The sequence below is a fragment of the Arthrobacter sp. 2RAF6 genome (assembly GCF_052115205.1).
Classification (GTDB): Bacteria; Actinomycetota; Actinomycetes; order Actinomycetales; family Micrococcaceae; genus Arthrobacter.
Window position 1 is genome coordinate 23,474 of sequence record NZ_JBFRGF010000027.1, and the last position, 17,874, is coordinate 41,347.

Consider the following 17,874-nt stretch of genomic DNA (forward strand, 5'->3'; position numbering starts at 1 on the left):
TTGCCCGGCGGATAGTGATTCCAGTCACATCGACTCGGAGCGTGTGGTCGATGTAGACACCCACAACAGGAGGAAGCCATGGGTAACGAGGCCCAGACACCGGACGCAGCGGCGTCCGTGGATTTCCAGGAAGTCCAGCAAACGGGGCAGTTTCAGGAGCTCCGCAAGCGCCACCGTAGTTTTGTCTTTCCAATGGCCATCGCATTCCTGCTTTGGTACTTCGCCTACGTCCTGCTGGCCGACTACGCGGTGGGCTTCATGTCCACCAAGCTGTGGGGCAACATCAACGTCGGCCTGGTCCTGGGCCTGCTGCAGTTCGTCTCAACTTTCGGAATTACGGCCTGGTACGTTCACTACTCCAACCGGAAACTGGACCCGATCGCCGCGGAAATCCGGAATGAGATCGAGGGCCATGAGTTCGATAAAGGCAGCACCGTGAGAGGGGCGGCAAAATGAGCGCCATGGTCCCGATGGTCAACGTTGCCGCTCTTAAGGACACCACGCTGTTGAACATGGGCATCTTCGCCCTGTTCGTCCTGGTCACCATGGTGATCGTTTTCCGGGCCAGCCGGAACAACAAAACGGCTGCCGACTACTATGCCGCCGGGCGCTCGTTCACCGGTTCGCAGAACGGCACTGCCATCGCCGGAGACTACCTCTCCGCAGCTTCCTTCCTCGGGATCACCGGGGCAATCGCGGTCAACGGCTACGACGGCTTCCTATACTCCATCGGGTTCCTCGTCGCGTGGCTTGTGGCGTTGCTGCTTGTCGCCGAACTGCTGCGCAACACGGGCAAGTTCACCATGGCGGATGTGCTTTCCTTCCGGCTGCGCCAGCGCCCGGTGCGGATCGCCGCCGCCCTCTCCACTTTGGCCGTCTGCTTCTTCTACCTGCTGGCGCAGATGGCCGGCGCAGGAAGCCTCATCTCTTTGCTCCTGGGCATCAGCGACTGGGGCGGACAAGCCCTGGTGATCGTCGTCGTCGGCGCCCTCATGATCATGTACGTGCTGATCGGCGGAATGAAGGGCACCACATGGGTGCAGATCATCAAAGCCGTGTTGCTTATCTGCGGTGCGGCAGTCATGACGCTCTGGGTGCTGTCGATCTACGGTTTCAACCTGTCGAACCTGTTGGGTGCTGCCGCAGACTCTGCCAAGAACCCCAATGTGCTCAACCCCGGCCTGCAGTACGGCAAGACCGAGACCTCCAAGCTGGACTTCCTGTCCCTTGGCTTGGCACTCGTCCTCGGCACGGCCGCCCTGCCACACGTGCTGATGCGCTTCTACACGGTGCCCACGGCGAAGGAAGCCCGCAAATCGGTGGTCTGGTCCATCTGGCTGATCGGGTTGTTCTACCTGTTTACCCTGGTCCTCGGCTACGGCGCGGCAGCCCTCGTCGGAGCCGACACCATCAAGTCGGCCCCTGGCGGCGTGAACTCCGCTGCACCGCTCCTCGCCTTCCACCTGGGCGGGCCGTTGCTGCTGGGCTTCATCTCGGCCGTCGCATTCGCCACCATCCTTGCCGTGGTGGCCGGCTTGACCATCACGGCAGCGGCGTCGTTCGCACATGATATCTATGCGAACGTCATTTCCAAGGGCAAGGCCGACGCCGGGACCGAGGTCAAGGTGGCCCGGCGCACTGTGGTGGTTATCGGGGTCCTTGCGATTCTTGGCGGTATTTTCGCCAACGGCCAGAACGTAGCCTTCCTCGTGGCGCTCGCCTTCGCAGTGGCGGCGTCAGCGAATTTGCCGACCATCCTCTACTCCCTGTTCTGGAAGAAGTTCACTACCCAGGGTGCTACCTGGAGCATGTACGGCGGACTGTCGGCGGCCATCATCCTCATTGCCTTGTCGCCCGTTGTTTCCGGTGCCAAGACGTCAATGATCCCGGGTGCCAACTTCGCCGTCTTCCCGTTGAGCAACCCGGGAATCGTGTCCATTCCGCTCGCCTTCCTGCTTGGCTGGCTCGGAACCGTGGTGGACAAGCGGCGCGAAGACACGGCGAAGCAGGCCGAGATGGAAGTCCGTTCCCTGACCGGCGTAGGAGCCGAGAAAGCGGTGAACCACTAGGAGTACCGGTCCGACGCTCGCTCACATATCAGGCCGTTCGGCGTGACGCTCGCTCACAAACAAGGCCAAATAGCGGATCCCTCCTGCAGAAAGATCTGCAGGAGGGATCGCTGTTGCCGCTTGGCAGGGAGTGCTTAGTGGTTATGGCCGCCCGGCAGGGAGTGCTCTCCATGCGGTACCGCGTGCGCTCCGGCCACCGAGGCGGCGAGCCCCGGCGTCGTAATTGCTGCGACGACGACGGCGGCGGCGAAGGCAGCCCCCAAAAGCGCACCGGCCCGTGGGGGAGCCGACGCTTCTCCGCCGACGTGGTCGCGGAACCTTCGGGCGAGCCAGGAAGAGGATCCCAGGGCCATCAGGACCAGGAACAGGGCCGCCAGATGCCCGCCGTCGAGCACTCTTTGGGCCATGCCGGCCATCACCACGGCGACGTGGACCAGCACGGCCGCGAGGAGGCCTATGGTCGTTGGCTTACGGAACCGGAGCCGCCCCCGTTGGAGGCTGGCAATCGAACCGGCGAGCAACGCCAGGCCCCAGACCGCGAAGATGCCGCCCGCCCAGACAAGAGGTCCCCGCCCCGAAATATAGCTCGAGGCGATGGAAAGCTCCACGAGGCCGGCCCCCATTCCCGCGAAACACGAAAACAAGGTGAGGGATGCCCCGGCGGTGGGTCCCACGGACGTCGCTGCTTGAGCTGGCACGGACGGCTCCTTCCGGGCTTCGAAGTTTTCTAGACGTGGGCCCTGGCGGTGGTGACCGGAACCTTGTCCTGCGAGAGACCGATGCCGAGAAGCACCACAGCGCTGGCCAGGTGCAGGACGTTGTCTGCGCCGTTAAGGGCAATGATGTTCAGTGCGGAGCCCACGAGGAACAGTCCAAGGATGCCAACAAGCAAGTAGACGGCGCCGACTGTGGTGTTGACGGTCTTGGACAGCACAGTGCTGTTCATGCCCGAGTAGAGCAGCGCGGCGCCGATGGCGAGGTGAATGATGTTGTGCAGGGGGTTTACCGCAAAGATGATCAGATTGGCACCCTCGGTCGCGAAGAATCCAATTCCCGAGGTGACGAAGAATCCAACGACACCCACGAGCAGGTAGACGGCTCCAAAGATGGTGGCGATCAGGCGGTTGGGCGAAGTGCGCATGGTCCAAACCTTCCGGTATGGCCGGTTTTGTATCCGGCCTGTGGTTGAAACCCCGGACGGGGCTCTCAACCAGATATTCGGACCACCACGGGCTATGGATGGGTGGGATGGGACGATTTTTTTCGACTTTTTTCGGCGTCAACCTTGCGGCCGGAGACGGATGGCCAGAGTGGGCTCAGCCGGTTCGGAGCGCCGTCTTGGTACTGCGGTTCAACAACGGCTGCACCCGGAAGGGAATCAGTTCGCCCATCGACATGGCGGTGTCCGTTCGTTCCACTCCGTCACACGCAAGGATCTTGCCGTTGATCCGGAACAAATCCTCGGCGTCGAGCGCCACCACCCGCAGCAGCAGGTCAGCCGAACCGGTCAGGCCGTATCCCTCCAGGATTTCCGGGATTTCGGCGAGGTCCAAGGCAAGCTGCCCAAGCTTTTGCTGCTGCACATGCACCGAGATGAACGCCATGAGGGGGTAGCCGAGGGCGGCAGGGTTGATCCGCCGTTCGAATGAGAGAAACGCATGCTTCTTTTCCAGTTGGGCCATCCGCGCCTGAACCGTATTCCGCGATAGTCCCAGCTTCTGCGCCAGGGCAACTACCGTGCCGCGGGGGTCCTTCGCCATGGCTGAAAGCAGGCGTGTGTCGGTGCCATCTAAAGCTTGCATAATGCGCAACGTTAGCACGGTGCAGACCGCCCGGATAGGGCAGAATGCGCAGAATTTTCAATGGTGGTTGTACCCAATGAGCATTGTGAGTAGGGTCACAATTAATCCAGGCGACGACGCCCGGATGCTGGCCCGCGGCTGGATCACAAGTCCCTCCAAAGGCCTGCGAGGACGAGCTGAAAGGTGCGATCAACTGTGTTGACGGACGAACCCGGCCAGGACGCCTACAAGGCTTCGAATCCCGGAATCAGTGCAGCAAGCCCGCGTCGGACCGGCGGGGATCTGGTCCAACTGATTTCCCCGGAAGGGGAACGCATCAGCCACCCGGAGTTCGATCTCTGGGTCAGCGATGTCACGGACGAGCAACTGTGCTCGCTGTACGAGGACATGATGGTCATCCGCCGCATCGACGCCGAGGCTACCGCCTTGCAGCGTCAGGGCGAGTTGGCCTTGTGGCCGCCCCTGCTCGGCCAGGAAGCATCGCAGATCGGCTCGGGCCGGGCCCTTCGGGACGACGACTTTGTCTTCCCCAGCTACCGTGACAACGGCGTTGCCTACTGTCGCGGAGTAGAGCCAACAGACTTGGTCCGTGCCTGGCGCGGCAACGCCTCGGCCGGATGGGACCCCTACCGCCACAACATTGCCACCCAGCAGATCATCATCGGTTCGCAATCGCTGCACGCAACCGGCTACGCGATGGGTATCCAGCACGACGGGGCAGACTCCGTCGCGGTTGCCTACTTCGGCGATGGCGCCACGAGCGAAGGCGATGTCAACGAGGCAATGGTCTTCGCGGCAAGCTTCCAAGTGCCCGTGGTCTTCATCTGCCAGAACAACCACTGGGCCATCTCCGAACCGGTCCGGACTCAGTCCCACATCCAGATCGCCGACCGTGCTTCGGGCTTCGGAATCCCCAGCATGCGGGTCGACGGGAACGACGTCCTGGCAGTTTTGGCCGTTACGCGTATTGCGCTGGACCGGGCCCGCAAGGGCGGCGGACCTACCTTCATCGAAGCGGTGACCTACCGCATGGGCCCGCACACGACGGCGGATGATCCCACCCGTTACCGCGACGCCAACGAGCTTGAGGACTGGGCGGCCAAGGACCCGATTACCCGGCTCAAGGCGCTGCTGCGTACCAAGGGCCTCCTGACGGAAGAGGTCGAAGCCAAGACCCAGGCCAAAGCAGACGAGGTGGCAAGGAACCTGCGGGCAGGAGTCATCAACATGCCCGATCCCGCGCCGCTTGACCTCTTCAAACACGTGTACAGCACCCCCAACTCCTGGATCGAACGCCAGAAGGACCACTACTCCCGCTATCTGGAAAGCTTCAGCGGATCAACCCAGGAAGGTGCACTCTGATGAGCAAACTGACCTTCGCCCGCGCCATCAACGCAGGGCTGCGCAAGTCCCTCGAAAACGATCCCAAAGTTGTCCTCATGGGTGAGGACATCGGAGCGCTCGGTGGCGTCTTCCGGGTCACCGACGGCCTCCAGAAGGACTTCGGCAAACACCGGGTGGTTGACACCCCTCTGGCCGAATCCGCGATTATCGGCACCGCCGTCGGATTGGCCTACCGCGGCTACCGTCCGGTCTGCGAAATCCAATTCGATGGCTTCATCTACCCGGCATTCGACCAGATCGTCAGCCAGGTAGCCAAGATGCACTACCGGACACAGGGCCGCGTTAAGATGCCCATCACCATCCGGGTTCCCTTCGGCGGCGGAATCGGTTCACCCGAGCACCACTCCGAGTCCCCGGAAGCCTACTTCACCCACACCTCGGGCCTCCGCGTTATCAGTGTCTCCAACCCGCAGGATGCGTACACCATGATCCAGCAGGCGATCGCCTCGGACGATCCGGTGCTGTACTTCGAGCCCAAGCGCCGCTACCACGACAAGGGCGAAGTGGATGAGACCGCAGATCTGTCCGCGGCGCTCTCCATGGAGAAGGCCAGGGTGGTCACACCAGGCAGCGACGTCACCCTGGTGACGTACGGCCCGCTCGTGAAAACCGCGAACGACGCGGCCATGGCCGCTGCCGACGAAGGAGTCTCCGTGGAGGTTATCGACCTGCGATCGCTGGCTCCGATCGACTTCCAGGCAGTGGAGGCGTCCGTCCGCAAGACCGGCAGGCTCGTCATCACCCACGAGGCTGCGCAGTCCGGCGGGCTCGGCGCCGAAATCGCCGCCAGCATCACCGAGCGCTGCTTCAACTACCTCGAAGCGGCGCCGGTCCGGATCACGGGATTCGACATCCCCTACCCGTATTCAAAGCTCGAGATGCACCACCTGCCGGATCTGGACAGGATTCTTGACGGCGTGGACCGGGCGCTCGGCCGCGGCAACTCCCTGAGCGGGCTGGAAGGATGAGCGCCACCATGATCAAGGAATTCAGGTTGCCCGACCTCGGTGAGGGACTCACTGAGTCGGAAATTCTCAGCTGGAAGGTTGCTGTGGGGGACACCGTGACCTTGAACCAGGTCATTGCCGAGGTCGAGACGGCCAAGGCCGTGGTTGAGCTACCGTCGCCCTTCGCGGGAATCGTCGCAGCCTTGCACGAACAGGCCGGTTCGGTTGTCGAGGTCGGCAAGCCGATCGTCTCCTTTGAAGTCGACGACGCCGGAGCCTCACCTTCCGGTGCTGCCGGTTCCGGTGAGGCCGCCTCCACGGAAAGCACTGCAGAGACCGCGGCGAAGCGTGAGCCGAACCTCGTAGGTTACGGTGCCGTCGTCGAAAAATCCGGACGCCCGGCCCGACGCCAGCGGACCTTTGACGAGAGCGCCGCCGAACGCGAGCCTGTCCGGGAGCCCGTTCCCTTCGTCGAACAGCCCGCTGTCGAACCCGTTCCCGTCGTTGAACAGCCCGCACCGCTCGCCGTTCCAAACGAGCCCGTGGTGGAACAAGAGCGTCCCCGTTCCACCCCTCCGGTCCGTAAGTTGGCGAGGGATCTCGGAATTGACCTTGAACTCGTCAAGGGAACCGGTCCGGCAGGCTTGATCACCCGTTCGGATGTCCAGGACTTCGCAGCCGGGGCTCAGCCGCAGCTTGCCGTTCCCGAGCTCGCCCCGGCCGCCGCGTCCGCCGTCGGGGTTTCCGCTGAACGCGAGACCCGAACCCCTATCAAGGGAGTCCGCAAGTTCACGGCCGCTGCCATGGTGCAAAGTGCCTTCACTGCGCCGCATGTGACGGAGTTCCTGACCGTTGACGTCACGCCCACCATGGAACTGCTGACGCGGCTCAAGGCAAGCCGCGAATTTGCCGGGTACAAGCTTACGCCGTTGACCATCGCGGCCAAGGCGGTATTGATTGCCCTGCGCAGGAACCCGACCCTGAACTCCCGCTGGGACGAGGCCGCACAGGAGATCGTGCAGTTCAATTACGTGAACCTGGGTATCGCGGCAGCCACGCCGCGGGGACTGACCGTTCCTAACATCAAAGACGCCGACAGGATGACGCTGCTGGAACTGTCCACGGCTTTGTCCGCTCTCACGGACACGGCACGTTCAGGCAAGACCTCCCCGGCAGATCTGACGGGCGGGACCATTTCCATCACGAACATCGGAGTGTTCGGGATCGACGCCGGGACTCCCATCTTGAATCCGGGCGAGGCTGCCATCGTCGCACTGGGATCGGTGCGCAAAGCTCCTTGGGTGCACAACGACGAACTCGCGGTGCGCCAGGTGATGTCACTGAGCCTGTCGTTCGACCACCGGCTGGTGGACGGCGAGCAGGGCTCTAAATTCCTTGCCGACCTGGGTGCGATCCTGTCCGACCCTGCAACCGTCATGACGATGATCTAGTAGAGCTCTCAGGCCCAACTAACTCGCAGTTGTTGTCGTTTTGAAGGCTCATAACGACATCTGCTGCGAGTCAGTTGGGCCTAGCTAGCGCACCGTCAAGGCCGCCAGTGCCATGCGTTCGAGGATTGGCCGGGCGCTTTTGACCGCCATGCGTCGTCCGTGGTGCCGGACGGAGTGGGGTGTCGAGTTGATGAGGCCGAAGGCTGCGTGGGCGCGGACCCGTAGTTCGGCAGGATCCGTGTCAGGATGCAGTTCGCCGAGCACTCCCACCCACAGTTCCACGTAGTTGCGCTGCAAGGTGCGGACTTCGGCCTGGTCGGAGTCGCTGAGGTTGCTGAAGTCGCGGTCCTGGACCCGGATGACATCGGGGTTGCTGAGGGCGAAGTCCACGTGGAACTCCACCAATCCGCGCAATGCAGCTTCGGCGTCGGGGGCTTCGGCCGCCACGGTGCGGCCGCCGTCGAGCAGATTCCGGCTCACACTCAACAGCAGTTCGGCCAGCACGGCTTGTTTTCCCGGGAAATGCCGGTACACCGCAGGGCCGCTGACTCCTGCCGCGGCCCCCAGGTCCTCAAGGGACACGCGGTTGAAACCGTCCGCGGCGAACAACCCGGCTGCGGCGGTCAGGAGGGCCTTGCGCCGTGTTTCCTTGGCTTGGCTTCTTGGGGTCGGGCTGTCTTGCTTGGGGCTCCGCGGGGTTGGGCCGTCCTGTTGGGAGCTCCGCTGGAAGGTGACCACAATTCCTCCTTTTGCACGCGTCCAATTCAGCGTCGATGCCGGGACGGGCCCAGCGTCGAGGTGATGGACAACACAGTTAATAGAGACTAACCTAAATTCCAGTTATGCGGTACTAACTGAGATGGCCATTGGCCGGGATGGGACACAGTCGATGGAGACACTCGCCAGCCAGCTGGATACCAGCAGCGATCAGTTCGCGGCCAACGCGGAAGCGCAGCTGTCACTGGTGCACGAGCTGAAGAAGCGCCTTGCCGTGGCCGCCCTCGGTGGCCCGGAGAAGTCGCGTGAGCGGCATATCTCCCGGGGAAAGTTGTTGCCGCGCGAGCGCATCAACTACTTGCTGGACGAGGGCAGCCCGTTCCTGGAGATCGCCCCGTTGGCGGCCAACGGGATGTACAACGATGATTCGCCGGGCGCCGGCGTGATCGCGGGAATCGGTTTGATCCATGGACGACAGGTGATGGTGGTTTCCAACGACGCCACGGTCAAGGGCGGGACGTATTACCCGATGACGGTCAAGAAGCACCTCCGGGCCCAGGAAATCGCCTTGGAGAACAGGCTGCCCTGCGTCTACCTCGTGGATTCCGGGGGAGCGTTCCTGCCCAGGCAGGACGAGGTGTTCCCGGACAAGGAGCACTTTGGCCGGATCTTCTTCAACCAGGCGAAGATGTCAGCGGCAAAGATCCCGCAGATCGCTTCGGTCATGGGGTCCTGTACGGCCGGGGGTGCCTACGTTCCGGCCATGAGCGACGAAACCGTGATTGTCCGCAACCAAGGCACCATTTTCCTGGGCGGCCCGCCGCTCGTGAAGGCGGCCATCGGGGAGATCGTTACGGCCGAAGAGCTCGGCGGCGGCGATGTCCACTCGCGGATTTCCGGTGTGACGGACCACTTGGCCGAAAACGACGAGCACGCCTTGCAGATCGTCCGCGATATCGTCGCCACCCTGCCCAAACCGGCAGCCCCCACGTGGGACGTGGACGCCGTCGTCGAGCCCGTGGTGGACCCGGCCGAAATCTATGGTGCCGTTCCCACGGACGTCAACGCGCAATACGACGTCCGCGAAGTCATCGCCCGGCTCGTGGACGGCTCGAGGTTCCACGAGTTCAAGAAGAACTACGGCACCACCTTGGTCACGGGGTTCGCGAAGCTGCATGGCCACCCCGTGGGCATCGTCGCCAACAACGGTGTGTTGTTCAGCGAGTCCGCGCTCAAGGGCGCGCACTTCATCGAGCTGTGCGACCAGCGCGGCATCCCCTTGGTCTTCCTGCAGAACCTCTCCGGCTTCATGGTGGGCAAGGACTACGAGCACGGCGGCATCGCCAAGAACGGCGCCAAAATGGTCACCGCCGTCGCTACTGCCCGCGTGCCGAAACTGACGGTGGTGATCGGCGGTTCCTTCGGTGCCGGAAACTACTCCATGTGCGGACGGGCCTACTCCCCGCGCTTCCTCTGGATGTGGCCGGCAAGCCGGATTTCCGTCATGGGCGGGAACCAGGCCTCCAGCGTGCTGGCCACCGTCAAACGGGAGCAATACGAGGCCCGCGGCGAAGAATGGTCGGCCGAGGACGAGGAAGCCTTCAAGGCCCCCATCAAGCAGCAGTACGAGGACCAAGGCAGCCCCTACTACTCCACCGCACGGCTCTGGGACGACGGCATCATCGACCCCGCAGACACCCGGCGCGTCCTGGGCATGGCCTTGGACACTGTCTCCCGCCACCCCTTGCCGGATACCTCCTTCGGCCTCTTCCGGATGTGACCCCATGACAATCAACTCCTTCGACACCGTCCTCGTCGCCAACCGCGGCGAGATCGCCTGCCGCGTGATCCGCACCCTCAAGGCCATGGGCATCCGTTCGGTGGCGGTCTATTCAGACGCCGACGCCGGTGCCCGCCACGTGCGCGAAGCCGACGCTGCCGTCCGGATCGGCACAGCCGCGGCGGCGGACAGCTACCTCCGGATAGACGCGATCATCGAGGCTTGCCTGCAAAGCGGCGCCCAGGCCGTCCATCCGGGTTACGGATTCCTCGCCGAGAACGTGGAATTCGCCAAGGCCCTCGACGCGGCCGGTATCGCGTTCATCGGGCCCGGCATTGACGCCATCGAGATCATGGGCGACAAGATCCGTTCCAAGAACCACGTCATGTCCTACGGCGTCCCCTGTGTTCCGGGCATCGCCGAACCGGGCTTGAGCGACGAGGCACTGATCGAGGCGGCGCCCGGCGTCGGCTTCCCCCTGCTCATCAAGCCTTCGGCCGGGGGAGGCGGCAAAGGCATGCACATCGTGGAGCGGCTCGAGGATATGGCGGCCACCTTGCTGACGGCCCGCCGCGTGGCGGCGAGTGCCTTCGGTGACGACACCCTGTTCCTCGAGCGGCTCATCCAGGCGCCCCGGCACATCGAGGTCCAGGTCCTCGCCGACAGCCACGGCAACGTCATCCACCTCGGCGAGCGCGAATGCTCGCTCCAGCGCCGCCACCAGAAAGTCATCGAGGAAGCACCGTCCCCCTTGCTGGAGTCCCTCGTGAACGGCGCCGAGGTCAGGGCCCGGATCGGTGAGGCCGCCTGCCAGGCTGCCCGGAGCGTCAAGTACAGCGGTGCGGGCACGGTCGAGTTCCTGGTCTCGGACCAGGACCCGGAGCACTTCTTCTTCATGGAGATGAACACCCGCCTCCAGGTGGAGCACCCTGTTACGGAAATGGTGACGGGCGTCGATCTTGTCGAATGGCAAGTGCGCATCGCCGCAGGTGAGGTCCTCACGGTGGCGCAGTCCGACGTCGTGCTTGACGGCCACGCGGTGGAGGCGCGCGTCTACGCGGAGGTACCCGAACGCGGTTTCATGCCATCCATCGGCGAAATCGTGGCGCTCCGGGAACGCGCAAGCAGCGATCCACGCGTCCGCGTCGACTCCGCCATGCTTCCCGGACTGTCCGTCACCGGCGACTACGATCCCATGCTCGCAAAGGTCATCGCCTGGGGCCCGGACCGCAAAGCGGCGCTGGACACCCTTGACCACGCACTGGGGGACTACACGCTGCTGGGCGTGCACACCAACGTTGAGTATTTGCGGCTCCTGATCACCGACGACGACGTCCGCGCCGGCCGCCTCGACACCGGCTTGATCGAGCGCAAGCTCGATGGGATGGAATTCCGTCAAGTGACCGACGTCGAGCTGATCGCCGCAGCCCTGCTTAACCGCCCGGAACCGGTTCCGACCGGGGCGGCAGCACCCTGGAACACTGCCGATGGCTGGCGCGTCGGCGCCCCCGCTCCGTGGAAGACCACCATCGGACGCCCCGACGGCGGCCTGGCCACTGTGGGGTTGACCGTTAATGGGCCGGGCTTCGCGGGGCGTGTGGACAACGGCTTCGAGCACTCTGCCGCCATGCGGCCGGGGTCTGCCGGGCATGCGGTGCTGGTGCTCGACGGCGTTGAGCACCATTTCGCGCACGGCTCACCGTCTCCGGGGCGTGAGGCAGGCGAACTTTGGCTGGGCAGCGACGGCTGGTCCTGCCGGCTCGAGATCCTGGACCGCGAGGACCGGCTCCAACGCATCCTCGCGGGCATCCAGCGCGAAGAAGGCGCCGCGGACCCTGAAGTCCGGTCTCCCATGCCGGGAACCGTCGTCTCCGTTTCGGTGCACAACGGCGATCACGTGGAAGCGGGCGACGTCCTCCTCGCAGTGGAAGCAATGAAGATGGAACACCAATTGGTGGCCTCGGTGTCCGGCACCGTGCACCTCAGCAGCAAGACCGGGGACCTCGTCAAGGCCGACCAAGTCCTCGCCACCATCCACGTGGCGGCGGAACCCACCCAAGAACCCGCCCCCGAAGTCACAGCAGAAAACCAGAAAGACGAGGAAGTCTAGCCATGGCAAGTTTTGAACTCACCGAGGAATACCAGGACCTGAGCGACTCCGTCCGGGAATTCGCCGACGAGGTAGTGGCCCCTGTGTCCACCAAGCACGACGAGGAACACAGCTTCCCGTACGAGGTAGTCAAGCAGATGGGTGAGATGGGCCTGTTCGGCTTGCCTTTCCCTGAAGAGTTCGGCGGCATGGGCGGGGACTACTTCGCGCTCGCCCTCGCGCTGGAACAGCTGGGCAGGGTGGACCAGTCGGTGGCCATCACCCTCGAAGCGGGCGTCTCGCTAGGCGCCATGCCGGTGTACCGCTTCGGCACCCAGGCGCAAAAGGAACATTGGCTGCCCCAACTGACCTCGGCCGAAGCGCTCGCAGGCTTCGGACTGACCGAGCCGGAAGCCGGCTCGGACGCCGGAGGCACTAAAACGAACGCGCACCTCGAAGACGGCCACTGGGTCATCAACGGCAACAAGGAATTCATCACCAACTCCGGGACCGACATCACCCGGCTCGTCACCGTTACCGCCGTTACCGGGCAGCACGAACGCAAGGACGGGAGCATCAAGAAGGAAATCTCCACCATCCTGGTTCCCACCGACACGCCCGGTTTCACCGCGGAAAAGGCCTACAACAAGGTGGGCTGGAACGCTTCCGACACCCACCCGCTGACGCTGAACAACGTCCGGGTACCCGAAGAGAACCTGCTCGGCGTCCGGGGGAGGGGTTACGCCAACTTCCTGTCGATCCTGGACGAAGGCCGTATCGCCATCGCCGCGCTCGCCACCGGTGCGGCGCAGGGCTGCGTCGACTTGTCCGTGAAATACGCCAAGGAACGCGTGGCCTTCGGACAGAACATCGGCAAGTACCAGGCCATCCAGTTCAAGATCGCCCGCATGCAGGCACGGGCCCACACAGCGCGCCTGGCCTACTACGACGCGGCCGCGCGGATGCTGGCAGGCAAGCCGTTCAAGACCGAAGCGGCCATCGCTAAGATGGTCGCAGGCGAGGCAGCCATGGACAACGCACGGGACGCCACCCAGGTGTTCGGTGGCTATGGCTTCATCAACGAATTCACGGTGGCACGCCACTACCGCGACTCCAAGATCCTGGAAGTCGGGGAAGGCACCACGGAGGTCCAGTTGATGCTCATCGCCCGCGAGCTGGGCCTTTAACCGTCAGGGAAGGTGAACGATGATTGACAAAGTTGTTGCCGGCGCCGCGGAAGCGGTGAAGGACATCCACGACGGCGCCTCTCTCGCCGTCGGCGGGTTCGGCTTGTGCGGTATCCCGGTGGCGCTGATCGATGCGCTCCACGATCAAGGCACCAAGGACCTTGAAACAGTCAGCAACAACTGCGGCGTGGACGACTGGGGCCTGGGCATCCTGCTGAGGGACGGGCGTATCCGCCGGACCATCAGTTCCTATGTTGGTGAGAACAAGGAGTTCGCGCGGCAGTACCTTGCCGGCGAGCTCGAGGTGGTCCTCACCCCGCAAGGCACCCTGGCCGAGAAACTGCGCGCCGGCGGCGCCGGCATTCCCGCGTTCTTCACGGCGGCCGGCGTCGGGACACAGGTCTCGGAAGGCGGCCTTCCCCAAAAGTACGACGGCGACGGCAACGTGGCGATCGCGTCCTCACCCAAGGAAGTGCGGACCTTCAACGGGGCGGACTATGTACTGGAGGAATCCCTGACACCCGATTTCGGACTGGTCCACGCCTGGAAGGGCGACCGTCACGGGAACCTCGTCTTCCATGCGACGGCCATGAACTTCAACCCACTGTGTGCCATGGCGGCCCGGATCACGATCGCCGAGGTCGAAGAGCTTGTGGAACCCGGCGAGCTCGATCCGCAACATATCCACACTCCGGGCATCTTCGTCCAGCGGGTCGTGCTTGCACCGGATACCGAGAAGCGCATCGAAAAGCGGACGGTCGCATTGACCCCGGCGTCCGCGGGGGCTACCCCGCAGGCAGGAGCGTAGCCATGGAATCGAACATCACCCAGGATGTGCCGCCGCGTCCCGAGGCGGTCAGGCACGAGTACCGCCGCGCCGGCGCCGAACACCACGAGGGAAAAGGCTGGACGCGGAACGAACTGGCCGCCCGCGTAGCCCGCGAACTCACCAACGGGCAATACGTCAACCTCGGGATCGGGATGCCCACCCTGATTCCGAACTACATCCCCGAGGGGGTCGAGGTGATCCTGCATTCCGAGAACGGGATCCTGGGCGTCGGCCCCTATCCCGCTGACGATCAAGTGGACCCCGATCTGATCAACGCCGGCAAGGAAACGGTCACCGTCAACGCGGGCGCCGCGTTCTTTGACTCGGCTACGTCGTTCGGCATGATCCGCGGCGGACATGTGGACGTAGCAGTGCTTGGCGCGATGGAGGTCGCGGCCAATGGGGACCTGGCCAATTGGATGATCCCGGGCAAGATGGTCAAGGGCATGGGCGGCGCCATGGATCTGGTCTTCGGCGCCAAACGGGTGATCGTGATGATGGAGCACGTGGACCGCAACGGCAAGCCCAAGATCGTCAAGGAATGCTCGTTGCCTGTCACGGGGAAAGGCTGCGTGGATCGGATCATCACCGACCTCGCCGTGATCGATGTCGTCTCCGAAGGCGGAGTCTCGAGGCTCGTCCTGCGCGAGTTGGCACCGAATGTCTCCGCCGAGGACGTGGCCGCCGCGACCGGCGTCGAGCTTTTCGAAGAGGACCAGGAGCTGACTGTATGACCGCGGGCGCTGGACCCCGTGTCCCTGAACCACGCATCGTTGAGCAGCGGGGGCTGTACTTCGAGGAACTCGAGGAAGACGTTGTCTACGCCCACAGGCCCGGGCGGACCGTCACCGAAGCGGACAACGTGCTGTTCACGACGCTGACCATGAACACACAAGCCCTCCACCTGGACGCGGCCTGGAGCGCCACTCAGCCCTTCGGGCAAAGGCTCATGAACTCGATGTTCACCTTGTCCACCATGGTGGGACAGTCCGTCACCCAGTTGACCCAGGGCACCATCATTGCCCAGTTGGGTCTCACGGACGTGTCTTTCCCGCACCCGCTCTACCACGGCGACACCCTTTACACGGAGACTGTCGTCGCGGGGAAACGGGAGTCGTCGTCGCGTCCCGGGCAGGGCGTAGTGACCATGAAACACACCGGCCGCAATCAGGACGGGACAGTTGTGGCGCTGGCCACGCGGGCTTGCCTCATGTGGACCCGGACCGCGCATCTGGAGGCGCAACAGGGGACAATCAATACATGACCTTCACCATGGGCCCCGCTTTGCTTTTCTGCCCCGCCGACCGTCCGGAACGGTTCCAAAAGGCCGCCGAGCGTTCCGACGCCGTCATCGTAGACCTTGAGGACGCCGTCGCGCCCGCAGACAAGAAGCGGGCCCGGGGCGCCATCCTCGCCCAGCTCGGCTCCGGCGGGGAGACCGCCGAGCTCGACCCCAGCCGCACGATTGTGCGCGTCAACCCGGTGGGCACCCCGGACTTCGAGAAGGACCTGCACTGCCTCGCGCATACCCCTTACCGCACTGTCATGCTGGCCAAGGCCGAAACCGGCGAACAGCTGAAGGCACTTGAGGGTTACCACGTCATCGCCCTGTGCGAGACGGCCAAGGGAATTATCAACGCGAGCGAGATCGCCCAGGCTCCCAACGTCGTCGGGCTCATGTGGGGTGCCGAGGACCTGATCGCCTCGATGGGCGGCGCCTCGAGCCGCAAGGACGACGGCGGCTACCGCGCCGTCGCAACGCACTCCCGTTCTACCGTGCTGCTGGCCGCGAAGGCCGCAGGCAAGGAAGCCATCGACTCGGTCTACGTAGACATTCCCGACCTCGCCGGGCTGGCCCTGGAATCCGCAGACGCCGTGGCCAGCGGATTCGGTGCCAAGGCCTGCATCCACCCGAACCAGGTTGCCGTTGTCCGCGAAGCCTACGCGCCGTCGCCCGAGGCCGTCGCAGGGGCCCGGGAACTGCTTGACGCCGCGGCCGCGGCTGGAACCGGAGTGTTCCAGCACAAGGGCAAAATGGTGGACGGCCCCATCCTGAAACACGCCGAATCCACGCTGCGCAGGGCCCGGCTTTCCTGAGGGCCACACAAGGATTCCAGCAGCTCCGGCCGGGTCTATTGACCGCGACGTCGTGACTTCGGCAGCGACAACGGGGCGATGACCTCGTAGAGCTCCATCCGGATCCAGCGCTGGCCTGTCTCGCGGAACTCGGACCTCGTGGCGAAGCGGTACAGGAAGCTGCGGGCCCGCACCCAACGCGGCCGTTCGCCGTCGAACGGGTCCCGGCGCAACAAGCGCAAGGTGGGCCGGTCGGCGTCGAGCAGCTTGCCGAGGAACGCGTAGAACCATTCCTCATGCACCGTGCGCAAGGGCAGGAACCACATCAGCCAATCGAGGCGCAGGTGGTACGGCGCCCACTGCCGGGGGAGCCGGCGGACATCGCCGGGCTTGCCCTTGAAGCCGTATTCGCGCCAATCGGCCTCATCGACGGGAACGTCGGCCTGCGTGCCTTCCACCACGATTTCCACCCGGTGCCGCGTCACCGTGCCGAACGCGCCGTAGGTGTTGACCAACTGCCATCGGTTGAAGCTGGCGTTCATGAGCTGCTCCCGCGAAAGCAGGTTGCGGATGGGCCAATAGCTGAGCACCAAGAGGAGCACCGTCACCGCGAGTACGACGGCGAGCCACCACACCGGGGTCTGCGGAACCGCCGCTGCCGGGTTCGGCCGTTGCGGAATGAAAGGCAGCACCGCGTGGGCGACGGGGTCACTCACCGCAGCGAAGGCAAGCACGATCGCGGACCAATTGAGCCACGCAAAGTTTCCGCTCCCCACAAGCCAAAGCTGCGTGAAGACGACAATTCCGGCGGCAATCGTGGCCAGTGGCTGCGGGGCGAACAGGAAGAACGGCACCACGAGTTGGGCGAAATGGTTTCCGAGCACTTCCATGCGGTGAAGTGGCTTCGGCAAGAGATGCGCCTGGCGGCTCAACGGTCCGGGCATGGGCTGTGTCTCGTGGTGGTAGTACAAGGCGGTTAAATCACGCCACTCACTTCCGCCATGGATCTTGATCATGCCCGCGCCGAATTCCAGCCTGAACAGCAGCCACCCGAGCAGGACCAGGATGGTCCTGGGCGGGGGAGTCTGTTCCGAACCGAGGAAGCCGACAGTGAAGCCCATTTCCAAAAGCAGCATTTCCCAACCGAAGCCGTAGAAGGTCTGGCCGACGTTGACGATCGACATGTAGAGCAACCACAAAGCCAGGAACGCGGCCAGGGGAAGCCACGGCGGGCCCAGCTGCGGCAGCCCACCCACGAGCGACAAGGAAACGGCAAGGCCGGCGGCGCACACGGCGCGGAGCAAAGCGTCCGAATACTTCCAGCGGAACAGGCTGGGCCTGCGCAAGACCCGGTGGCCGTCCACGTACCTCGGGACAGGCAGGAGCCCGTGTTCGCCAAGGAGCGCGGGAAACTGGTTGAGGCTGGACAGGAACGCGATGAAATAGAGCGCGGCCGTGCCGCGCTGGAGCACCTGCCGGGCGAATTCATAGTCCGGCGCCTCGAACCACGAGACCCAGTCCAC

At 64.0% G+C, this 17,874-nt stretch carries 17 protein-coding genes; 12 read left to right on the forward strand and 5 right to left on the reverse strand.

Features of this window, described 5'->3' with window-relative positions; translation table 11 throughout:
• Nucleotides 1–78: 78 nt before the first annotated feature.
• Together AB4Z38_RS17635 and AB4Z38_RS17640 are read left to right on the forward strand one after the other, a co-directional pair.
• Nucleotides 79–456 carry a DUF485 domain-containing protein gene (locus AB4Z38_RS17635; protein WP_284983984.1) on the forward strand — a complete coding sequence of 126 codons (378 nt, stop codon included), beginning with the start codon at nt 79–81 and terminating at the stop codon, nt 454–456.
• Nucleotides 453–2,069: a solute symporter family protein gene (locus AB4Z38_RS17640; RefSeq protein WP_441430907.1), complete on the forward strand. Its 1,617-nt coding sequence runs from the start codon at nt 453–455 to the stop codon at nt 2,067–2,069. Before AB4Z38_RS17635 ends, AB4Z38_RS17640 begins: the two co-directional genes overlap by 4 nt.
• 134 nt (nt 2,070–2,203) lie before the next feature.
• Here AB4Z38_RS17640 and AB4Z38_RS17645 read toward each other — a convergent pair whose 3' ends face one another.
• The 3 genes from AB4Z38_RS17645 to AB4Z38_RS17655 all read right to left on the reverse strand — a co-directional run bounded on the left by AB4Z38_RS17645 (nt 2,204) and on the right by AB4Z38_RS17655 (nt 3,871).
• Nucleotides 2,204–2,767 (reverse strand): hypothetical protein, encoded by a 564-nt coding sequence (locus tag AB4Z38_RS17645; protein ID WP_441430908.1) that lies wholly within the window; start codon nt 2,765–2,767, stop codon nt 2,204–2,206.
• Nucleotides 2,768–2,796: 29 nt separating this feature from the next.
• On the reverse strand, nt 2,797–3,210 hold the full coding sequence (locus AB4Z38_RS17650) for a DUF4383 domain-containing protein (protein WP_441430909.1): 414 nt from the start codon (nt 3,208–3,210) through the stop codon (nt 2,797–2,799).
• 175 nt (nt 3,211–3,385) lie between these two features.
• Entirely contained in the window at nt 3,386–3,871 is a 486-nt protein-coding gene (locus tag AB4Z38_RS17655; RefSeq protein WP_441430910.1) for an Lrp/AsnC family transcriptional regulator, read from the reverse strand.
• A 195-nt stretch (nt 3,872–4,066) separates the two neighbouring features.
• Between AB4Z38_RS17655 and pdhA the strand changes: the two genes are divergently transcribed.
• The 3 genes from pdhA to AB4Z38_RS17670 are packed head-to-tail and all read left to right on the forward strand — an operon-like array spanning nt 4,067 to nt 7,673.
• Nucleotides 4,067–5,233, forward strand: a complete 1,167-nt coding sequence (pdhA, locus tag AB4Z38_RS17660; protein WP_441430911.1) for a pyruvate dehydrogenase (acetyl-transferring) E1 component subunit alpha — start codon at nt 4,067–4,069, stop codon at nt 5,231–5,233.
• Nucleotides 5,233–6,243, forward strand: a complete 1,011-nt coding sequence (locus tag AB4Z38_RS17665) for an alpha-ketoacid dehydrogenase subunit beta (RefSeq protein ID WP_441430912.1) — start codon at nt 5,233–5,235, stop codon at nt 6,241–6,243. Before pdhA ends, AB4Z38_RS17665 begins: the two co-directional genes overlap by 1 nt.
• Entirely contained in the window at nt 6,240–7,673 is a 1,434-nt protein-coding gene (locus AB4Z38_RS17670; RefSeq protein ID WP_441430913.1) for a dihydrolipoamide acetyltransferase family protein, read from the forward strand. Before AB4Z38_RS17665 ends, AB4Z38_RS17670 begins: the two co-directional genes overlap by 4 nt.
• 84 nt (nt 7,674–7,757) lie before the next feature.
• Here the strand turns inward: AB4Z38_RS17670 and AB4Z38_RS17675 are convergent, their stop codons facing one another.
• A complete protein-coding gene (locus AB4Z38_RS17675; protein WP_441430914.1) occupies nt 7,758–8,411 on the reverse strand; it encodes an SACE_7040 family transcriptional regulator in 654 nt (217 codons plus the stop codon).
• 151 nt (nt 8,412–8,562) lie between these two features.
• On the opposite strand from AB4Z38_RS17675, the gene AB4Z38_RS17680 reads away from it, so the two are divergent.
• Genes AB4Z38_RS17680 through AB4Z38_RS17710 form a run of 7 tightly spaced genes read left to right on the forward strand, consistent with a single transcriptional unit; the run spans nt 8,563 to nt 16,372 of the window.
• The gene (locus AB4Z38_RS17680; protein WP_441430915.1) at nt 8,563–10,170 is read left to right on the forward strand and encodes a carboxyl transferase domain-containing protein; all 1,608 of its coding nucleotides are present in this window, start codon (nt 8,563–8,565) and stop codon (nt 10,168–10,170) included.
• Nucleotides 10,171–10,174: 4 nt separating this feature from the next.
• Nucleotides 10,175–12,280, forward strand: a complete 2,106-nt coding sequence (locus AB4Z38_RS17685) for an acetyl/propionyl/methylcrotonyl-CoA carboxylase subunit alpha (RefSeq protein ID WP_441430916.1) — start codon at nt 10,175–10,177, stop codon at nt 12,278–12,280.
• A 2-nt stretch (nt 12,281–12,282) separates the two neighbouring features.
• Nucleotides 12,283–13,446 carry an acyl-CoA dehydrogenase family protein gene (locus tag AB4Z38_RS17690; protein WP_441430917.1) on the forward strand — a complete coding sequence of 388 codons (1,164 nt, stop codon included), beginning with the start codon at nt 12,283–12,285 and terminating at the stop codon, nt 13,444–13,446.
• 19 nt (nt 13,447–13,465) lie between these two features.
• Nucleotides 13,466–14,254 (forward strand): CoA transferase subunit A, encoded by a 789-nt coding sequence (locus tag AB4Z38_RS17695; RefSeq protein WP_441430918.1) that lies wholly within the window; start codon nt 13,466–13,468, stop codon nt 14,252–14,254.
• Between the two features lie 2 nt (nt 14,255–14,256).
• Nucleotides 14,257–15,009 carry a CoA transferase subunit B gene (locus tag AB4Z38_RS17700; protein ID WP_441430919.1) on the forward strand — a complete coding sequence of 251 codons (753 nt, stop codon included), beginning with the start codon at nt 14,257–14,259 and terminating at the stop codon, nt 15,007–15,009.
• Entirely contained in the window at nt 15,006–15,539 is a 534-nt protein-coding gene (locus tag AB4Z38_RS17705; protein ID WP_441430920.1) for a MaoC family dehydratase, read from the forward strand. The genes AB4Z38_RS17700 and AB4Z38_RS17705 overlap by 4 nt, the downstream gene beginning before the upstream one ends.
• A complete protein-coding gene (locus AB4Z38_RS17710; protein ID WP_441430921.1) occupies nt 15,536–16,372 on the forward strand; it encodes an HpcH/HpaI aldolase/citrate lyase family protein in 837 nt (278 codons plus the stop codon). The genes AB4Z38_RS17705 and AB4Z38_RS17710 overlap by 4 nt, the downstream gene beginning before the upstream one ends.
• 35 nt (nt 16,373–16,407) lie before the next feature.
• On the opposite strand, the gene AB4Z38_RS17715 is transcribed toward AB4Z38_RS17710, so the two are convergent.
• Entirely contained in the window at nt 16,408–17,874 is a 1,467-nt protein-coding gene (locus AB4Z38_RS17715; RefSeq protein WP_441430922.1) for a lipase maturation factor family protein, read from the reverse strand.

Excerpts from the sequence above, each read along its gene's own strand:
- AB4Z38_RS17690 (WP_441430917.1), top strand. The coding sequence starts at position 12,283 with ATGGCAAGTTTTGAACTCACCGAGGAATACCAGGACCTGAGCGACTCC.
- AB4Z38_RS17650 (WP_441430909.1), bottom strand. The coding sequence starts at position 3,210 with ATGCGCACTTCGCCCAACCGCCTGATCGCCACCATCTTTGGAGCCGTC.
- AB4Z38_RS17640 (WP_441430907.1), top strand. The coding sequence starts at position 453 with ATGAGCGCCATGGTCCCGATGGTCAACGTTGCCGCTCTTAAGGACACC.
- AB4Z38_RS17680 (WP_441430915.1), top strand. The coding sequence starts at position 8,563 with ATGGAGACACTCGCCAGCCAGCTGGATACCAGCAGCGATCAGTTCGCG.
- AB4Z38_RS17670 (WP_441430913.1), top strand. The coding sequence starts at position 6,240 with ATGAGCGCCACCATGATCAAGGAATTCAGGTTGCCCGACCTCGGTGAG.
- AB4Z38_RS17655 (WP_441430910.1), bottom strand. The coding sequence starts at position 3,871 with ATGCAAGCTTTAGATGGCACCGACACACGCCTGCTTTCAGCCATGGCG.
- AB4Z38_RS17685 (WP_441430916.1), top strand. The coding sequence starts at position 10,175 with ATGACAATCAACTCCTTCGACACCGTCCTCGTCGCCAACCGCGGCGAG.
- AB4Z38_RS17665 (WP_441430912.1), top strand. The coding sequence starts at position 5,233 with ATGAGCAAACTGACCTTCGCCCGCGCCATCAACGCAGGGCTGCGCAAG.
- AB4Z38_RS17695 (WP_441430918.1), top strand. The coding sequence starts at position 13,466 with ATGATTGACAAAGTTGTTGCCGGCGCCGCGGAAGCGGTGAAGGACATC.
- AB4Z38_RS17710 (WP_441430921.1), top strand. The coding sequence starts at position 15,536 with ATGACCTTCACCATGGGCCCCGCTTTGCTTTTCTGCCCCGCCGACCGT.
- AB4Z38_RS17700 (WP_441430919.1), top strand. The coding sequence starts at position 14,257 with ATGGAATCGAACATCACCCAGGATGTGCCGCCGCGTCCCGAGGCGGTC.
- AB4Z38_RS17705 (WP_441430920.1), top strand. The coding sequence starts at position 15,006 with ATGACCGCGGGCGCTGGACCCCGTGTCCCTGAACCACGCATCGTTGAG.
- AB4Z38_RS17635 (WP_284983984.1), top strand. The coding sequence starts at position 79 with ATGGGTAACGAGGCCCAGACACCGGACGCAGCGGCGTCCGTGGATTTC.